General features: G+C 65.9%; 1 protein-coding gene. It reads left to right on the top strand.

All coding sequences use genetic code 11. The annotated features are described in order from the left end of the window. Window positions 1-983 (top strand): TRAP transporter substrate-binding protein DctP (dctP, locus tag NCG93_RS06880; RefSeq protein ID WP_252787477.1); only part of this gene is annotated, 983 nt, incomplete at its 5' end. Window positions 984-1,014 lie beyond the last annotated feature (31 nt).

Here is a 1,014-nt window from a genome sequence, read left to right as displayed (position 1 = left end):
CCGGCTGCGCCGGCGGCGGCACTCCGGAGAGCTCGAACACCGAATCCGCGGCCGCGAACGAACCCGTCACGCTCACGGTCGCGACCAGTCAGAACGAGGAGACGCCGAACTACTACTGCGGCGTCGAGCTGCTCAAGGAGCGGCTCGAGGAGGCCGACATCGGCTTCACCGTGGAGCTGTACCCGGCGAGCCAGCTCGGCCCCGACGCCGACCGGTTCCCGCTCGTGCAGGCGGGCGACATCGACATCGATCTGCAGGGCGCCTCGGCGCTGAGCTCGACGTTCGAGCCGATCGGCGTCGTCGACGCGACCTACGCGTTCGACGATGTCGACCACGCCTTCAAGTGGATCGACGAGGGATCCGAAGACCTCTTCGGCTCCTTCCACGAGGCGACCGGCGTCAACATCGTCGACGGCTGGTTCTTCGGTTCCCGCACCTTCACCACGAAGGACGTCGAGGTGACCAGCCCCGACGACCTCGAGGGCGTGCCGATCCGGTTCCCGAACTCGCCCCAGTTCCTGGCGAACGCCGAGGCGCTCGGCGTGACGAGCCCGGTCTCCGTCGCGGTGGAGGAGGTCTACTCCGCGCTCCAGCAGGGCATCGCCGTCGGTCAGGAGAACCCCATCGTGGCGACGCACTCCTCCAGCTACGACGAGGTGCTCAACACCGTCATCCTCAACAACCACAACGTCGGCATCCACTGGATCCTCGTGAGCGACAAGACGTACGAGAAGATGAGCGACGAACAGGCCGCGCTCCTCGAGGACACCATCCACGAGATCCGCCCCGAGAACGCCCAGTGCGTCGACGAGGCGACCGAGGACATCCTCGACGATTACCGCGCGAACGACGCCATGACGGTGATCGAGACGGAGGACATCGACATGGATGCCTTCATCAGCAAGTCTGAGGACTTCTTCAAGGGGTACTTCACCGGCGAGAGCCTGGAGGCCTACGAGGCCATCCGCGAGATGGCAGGCTGACCACTGTCGTAGCGGACGGGGTGGGTGCGCA

It is taken from the genome of Microbacterium yannicii (genome assembly GCF_024055635.1).
GTDB classification, from domain to species: domain Bacteria; phylum Actinomycetota; class Actinomycetes; order Actinomycetales; family Microbacteriaceae; genus Microbacterium; species Microbacterium yannicii.
Note: the sequence above shows the minus strand (reverse complement) of the source record. Positions and strands in the feature narration are given on the sequence as shown.